This window comes from Salinimicrobium oceani (assembly GCF_012037645.1).
Window position 1 is genome coordinate 1 of sequence record NZ_JAAVJR010000042.1, and the last position, 990, is coordinate 990.

Genomic DNA, 990 nt, shown 5'->3' on the forward strand with positions numbered 1-990 from the left:
CGGTGTCGAGTATCCGAAGGGCATTCGGAACAACTTCAGCTACTCTCCACCCGAATTGTTCTTCCATCATAAACCTGTCAAAAATGACAATTTCGGGAGAGATCTTTTTCAGGAAAAGGTCGAAGCTTTCGTTATTGAGTTCAATCTTTTCCGTAGCAATTCCAAGGGAAGGAAGATCGGTCATAAATTCTGTCTTTGCAGCCGTAGTAGCAAAGGTTATGGAATAATCTTCAGCAAGAAAGAACTCCAGGAGCTGCATCATTCTTGCACCTGCGGCTGAAGACTTCGGTTCCGGCCATACATAACCTATAACTAAAAGTTTCCTTCGGGACATGCTCCAAAATTAACAGGTTTTGTTAGACTTTTTGAATTGTGCGGGTAATTTGTGACCTTTAAGAAAAACAAAGCTATGAGTCGCGGATTTGTTAAGGAAGAAGACCAGGAAGAGGCACCATTTATTCCGCCACGGGCTGCATTGCCGGCGGGAGTGACCAATTATGTTACTCCGCAGGGACACAGGCAACTACTGGAGGAACGGGAAACGCTCGAAGAGCAGCGAAAGGATCTGGATATTACGAGCGATCAAGACAGGAGACATGCCACGGCAATAATTGATGGAAAACTGAACCTGCTTAACGAACGAATTGCCTCGGCAAGGATCCTGGATCCCAAAGAACAGGCCCGGGACGAGGTAAGGTTTGGAGCGACCGTGACTTTTAAATTCCTTACCGGAAACCAGGAAGGACAGGAACAAACCTTTGAGATTGTAGGAGTAGATGAAGCAAATATTAAGGCGCGTAAAATAGCATTTTTGGCGCCTCTTGCCAAGAGGCTCACAGGCAGTAAAATTGGTGATGTGGTAAAGGTAATAATGGGCGGTGCTGTACAGGAGCTGGAAATCATGAACATTAGCTACGAATGAGGCGGCAGCAGGTTTATATTGTCATGGGAGTCTCGGGCGCGGGAAAAACCACCATTGGAAAGCTGCTG

General features: G+C 46.3%; 1 protein-coding gene and 1 pseudogene. One reads left to right on the forward strand and one right to left on the reverse strand.

The genetic code is table 11. The features are described from left to right. Positions 1-334: pseudogene (locus tag HC175_RS15220) on the reverse strand (glycosyltransferase); the annotation flags it as partial. A gap of 75 nt (positions 335-409) precedes the next feature. Here HC175_RS15220 and HC175_RS15225 point away from each other — a divergent pair. Next, positions 410-922, forward strand: a complete 513-nt coding sequence (locus HC175_RS15225; RefSeq protein ID WP_168139329.1) for a GreA/GreB family elongation factor — start codon at positions 410-412, stop codon at positions 920-922. The last annotated feature ends 68 nt before the right edge of the window (positions 923-990 follow it).